This is a genomic window from Mycobacterium sp. 852002-51613_SCH5001154, from assembly GCF_001667425.1.
In the GTDB taxonomy this organism is placed as follows: Bacteria; Actinomycetota; Actinomycetes; order Mycobacteriales; family Mycobacteriaceae; genus Mycobacterium.
Window position 1 is genome coordinate 1 of sequence record NZ_LZII01000012.1, and the last position, 3,957, is coordinate 3,957.

The following is a 3,957-nucleotide window of genomic DNA, read 5'->3' on the forward strand; positions in this document are numbered from 1 at the left end:
GCCGCCCCGGGGGGCGCGGGCGCGCCCCCCCCCCGGCCCCCCCCCCCCCCCGGGCCGGGCCGCGGGGGCCCCCCCCCCCCCCCCCCCCCGGCCCGCCGGGGGGGGGGGGGCCCGACCGGACGGCCGAGCGCAGCTCGTATTCGGCATCGCCGAGCTCGTAATGGTCGAGAACCGGCGCGCCCGGCAGCGAGTACACCGTCCAGGACAGCGCGCACAGGTCGGCGAAGTCCTCCGGCTCGTCGTCATAGGAGAACTCGGGGACCAGCCCCACGGCGGTGGCGGGATCGTGTGGGTTGGCGATGATGATCGCCTCGCCCGCGGACAGGGCATCACGCTCGAACTGCGTCCCGGGGGCAAGCCCGCGCACGTCGCCGGGCACGGGCAAAAGCATATTGATCGTCCCGCGCAGCCGGCCCGGGCCATCCGGGGTGGGCGCCGACCGGCCGACCGCGGCGCGCAGCGTCTGCAGCAGCGTCACCGTTCCGGCGTCGTGCACATCGGGCCACGGCAGCCCGGTGTGGCCGGCGGCGACCGCATCATACGCGGTGACCGATTGCTTTGGCGCCCATGCCGATAACGCGTCCAAGACGTCGTCGGGCGCGGCCTTGCCTGCGAGCCAGGCGTTGGCCCACAGGGACAGCGAGACACTGGGACACCACACGATTCCGCAGTGTAGTTGTTTTGCCCGGCAAAGGCGGATCACGCGTATTCTGGCCGCATGCACGCCGCGGTGCTTTGGCTAATATTCGCGCTGGTGCTTGCCGGTGCGGAGGCGCTCACCGGCCATATGTTTTTGGTGATGCTCGGCGGCGGTGCCCTGGCCGCGGCAATCACAAGCTGGCTGACGGATTGGCCCGGCTGGGCGGACGGGATCGTGTTCCTCGTCGTTTCCGTGCTGCTCCTGGTGCTGGTCCGCCCGGCGCTGCGGCGGCAACTGACGCCCGCGCATGTGCCGCAGATGGGTATCGAGGCGCTGGAGGGCAAGAACGCATTGGTGCTCGAGCGAATCGCCCGCGACGGGGGCCAGGTGAAGCTCGACGGGGAGGTGTGGACGGCGCGTCCGCTCAACGATGGGGATGTTTACGAACCGGGGGAGTCGGTGACCGTCTTGCAGATCGACGGCGCCACGGCGGTGGTCTTCAAGAGCGGTCCATAACGGCTGCGCGAGGACGCCTCCAGAGACCCTGGTAGAGAAAGGAACTCCCGTGCAAGGTGCGGTTGCTGGTTTGGTGTTGCTGGTCGTCTTGGTGATATTCGCCATTGTGGTGGTCGCCAAGTCGGTGGCCCTGATACCGCAGGCGGAGGCCGCGGTGATCGAGCGGCTGGGTCGATATAGCCGGACGGTCAGCGGCCAGCTGACGTTGTTGGTGCCGTTCATCGACCGGGTCCGTGCGCGGGTGGACCTGCGCGAGCGGGTGGTGTCGTTTCCGCCGCAGCCGGTGATCACCGAGGACAACCTGACGCTGAACATCGACACCGTGGTCTACTTTCAGGTCACCGTGCCGCAGGCGGCCGTCTACGAGATCAGCAACTACATCGTCGGCGTGGAGCAGCTCACCACCACCACGCTGCGCAACGTGGTGGGCGGCATGACGCTCGAGCAGACGCTGACGTCACGCGACCAGATCAACGGTCAATTGCGCGGGGTGCTCGACGAGGCGACCGGTCGCTGGGGCTTGCGGGTCGCCCGGGTCGAGCTGCGCAGCATCGACCCGCCGCCGTCCATCCAGGCGTCGATGGAAAAGCAGATGAAGGCCGACCGCGAGAAGCGAGCGATGATCCTGACCGCCGAAGGTAACCGGCAGGCCGCGATCACCCAGGCCGAAGGCGCCAAGCAGGCGCAGATCCTGGCCGCCGAGGGCGCCAAGCAGGCCGCGATCCTGGCGGCCGAGGCCGACCGGCAGTCCCGCATGCTGCGCGCGCAGGGTGAGCGCGCCGCGGCCTACCTGCGGGCACAGGGGCAGGCCAAGGCCATCGAGAAGACGTTCGCCGCGATCAAGGCCGGCAGGCCCACCCCGGAGATGCTGGCCTACCAGTACCTGCAGACCCTGCCGGAAATGGCGCGCGGTGACGCCAACAAGGTGTGGGTGGTGCCGAGCGACTTCAACGCGGCGTTACAGGGATTCACCAGAATGCTGGGCACCCCGGGCCAGGACGGAGTGTTCCGGTTCGAGCCCTCCCCGGTCGACGACACACCTCAGCACGCCGCCGCATCGGACGATGCGGACATCGCCGACTGGTTCTCCACCGAGACCGACCCCGCGATCGCCCAGGCGGTGGCCAAGGCCGAAGCGAGCGCCCGCCAGCCGGTGGACGGCACGCCGCCGGGGACGCCGCCGCAGTTGGCCCAATAGGATTGCCGGATGAGCCTTTTCACTTCGCCAAAGACCTACGTGGCGCTCGGCGCCTTCCACGCCGTGGACGCGGTGCTATGCGGCGTCCAGGTCGCCCCGATCAGGAAGGTTCTCGATGACGTCGGGTTGCCGGAGAACGTTCGGCCGGTGCTGCCGGCGGTGAAGGGGGCGGCCGCCGTGGGCTTGCTGTCGGTCACCCGGTTCCCGGTCCTGGCGCGGGTGACGACGTTGATGCTGACGGTCTATTTCGTCTTGGCGCTCGGCGCGCACATCCGCGTACGCGACAAGGTCGTCAACGCGCTCCCGGCCGCGGTGTTCCTCGCTACGTTCGCCGTGATGACGGCGAAGGGACCGGACCGCAACTAGTCCAGGCGCAACTCGACCAGCGGCAGCGGTGTGTCGGTTTCGGTGATCGGAACCCCGAGCGTTTCCTCCAGCACCGGCCTCATCTGTTCCCAGGCCGTGCGATGACGGCTGACATAGGCGGCCAGTGCGCGGTCGGCCTCCTCTTGGCCGAGGATGCGCGCGGTGGCGCGCCGGGGAGCGTGGCTGCCCGCGTAGACACGCACCCGCGGGTTGGCGTGGATGTTGCGGAACCACTGCGCCTTTCGGCCGAAGCCGGAGGCGACGACGTAGGTGTCCGGCGAGGAGTGACCGACCACCTCCAGCACCACATAGCGCGCCGCGCCGGATTTGCGGCCAACATGCTCGAGCATCAGCAGGCGTGAGCCGAACAGCGCACCGGCGCGGGCCTTATACAGCCAGATGGGTGCGCGCATCAGTCGACGCGACCGCAGCACGCGTGCGCCGGCGCTGACGAAAAGGGTTGTGCTGGACACCATTACCTCCGTATCTCGTTCAGCCGTTGCTAAGTCCGTCGCGATAGATCGCAAACACCTCACCGGCCCACCGCCGCATGCCCGCATCCGAGAGCGGATCGACGCCGAGCGCTTCGGTCAGGCGGGGGCGCAGCGTCAGCACCGCGAGGTCATTGACAAGTAGAAACGCCGCGCGCACCGCGGCGTCCGCGCCGGGGCTGGCGGTTCCGGCCGCAACCATCGCGTCCAGAGTGGCTTGGCTGAGCCGGAAGAGCCGGTCGAACAATGCCGAGCCCGCCCGGCCTCCGGTGATCAGCAGCCGGCTCAGGTACGCCGGGATCGCCGAATCCGGCGGCAGGTAGGTGGCCAGGCCGTCGAGCAGGCTCGGCACTGCGGCGGGCTCCAGTCCAACCACGGCGGTCCGCTCGGTCATGCTGGTCAGCAATGCTTCGAAGGTCGTGACCACGTGGCTGTCGACGGCCTCGATCAGCCCGTCTTTCGAGCCATAATGCCTGATGAGCAGGGCCGGTGAGACGCCCGCAGCGGTCGCGATGTCGCGCAGGGTGACCGCGTCGGGGCCACGCTCGGCGATCAATCGCAGCGCTTCGTCCCGGATCCGTGCTCTGGCCGTCCGGTCATCCGGCGGTGGTGAATGCACGTTTACAATTATAAACAGATGTTTACACGCGGCCGGTTCGCCGCTGTCCTCGCACCTCAGGCGTGCGGTGCCGGCGGCAGCGGTGGCGCGGGGACGGCGACCGGCGGGGTGGTCAGCTGTGGGGGGG

The 3,957-nt window shown here is 69.2% G+C and carries 6 protein-coding genes; 3 read left to right on the forward strand and 3 right to left on the reverse strand.

Translation table 11 applies throughout. The annotated features are described in order from the left end of the window. A partial coding sequence (locus A5750_RS04770) for a DUF2249 domain-containing protein (protein ID WP_231989136.1) occupies positions 1-661 on the reverse strand: 661 nt, incomplete at its 3' end. A gap of 57 nt (positions 662-718) precedes the next feature. On the opposite strand from A5750_RS04770, the gene A5750_RS04775 reads away from it, so the two are divergent. From A5750_RS04775 to A5750_RS04785, 3 genes are read left to right on the forward strand one after another with little or no spacing between them, the layout of a single operon-like run. After that, entirely contained in the window at positions 719-1,156 is a 438-nt protein-coding gene (locus A5750_RS04775) for an NfeD family protein (protein ID WP_066958268.1), read from the forward strand. A gap of 49 nt (positions 1,157-1,205) precedes the next feature. After that, positions 1,206-2,354, forward strand: a complete 1,149-nt coding sequence (locus tag A5750_RS04780; RefSeq protein WP_066958270.1) for an SPFH domain-containing protein — start codon at positions 1,206-1,208, stop codon at positions 2,352-2,354. 9 nt (positions 2,355-2,363) lie between these two features. Then, positions 2,364-2,720, forward strand: a complete 357-nt coding sequence (locus A5750_RS04785; protein WP_066958273.1) for a DoxX family protein — start codon at positions 2,364-2,366, stop codon at positions 2,718-2,720. Here the strand turns inward: A5750_RS04785 and A5750_RS04790 are convergent. Both A5750_RS04790 and A5750_RS04795 read right to left on the reverse strand, forming a co-directional pair. Continuing rightward, positions 2,717-3,133 carry a nitroreductase family deazaflavin-dependent oxidoreductase gene (locus A5750_RS04790; protein WP_082948054.1) on the reverse strand — a complete coding sequence of 139 codons (417 nt, stop codon included), beginning with the start codon at positions 3,131-3,133 and terminating at the stop codon, positions 2,717-2,719. The two genes, A5750_RS04785 and A5750_RS04790, sit on opposite strands and share 4 nt — an antisense overlap. Positions 3,134-3,212: 79 nt before the next feature. Then, the gene (locus A5750_RS04795) at positions 3,213-3,830 is read right to left on the reverse strand and encodes a TetR/AcrR family transcriptional regulator (protein WP_066958277.1); all 618 of its coding nucleotides are present in this window, start codon (positions 3,828-3,830) and stop codon (positions 3,213-3,215) included. Between the last annotated feature and the right edge of the window lie 127 nt (positions 3,831-3,957).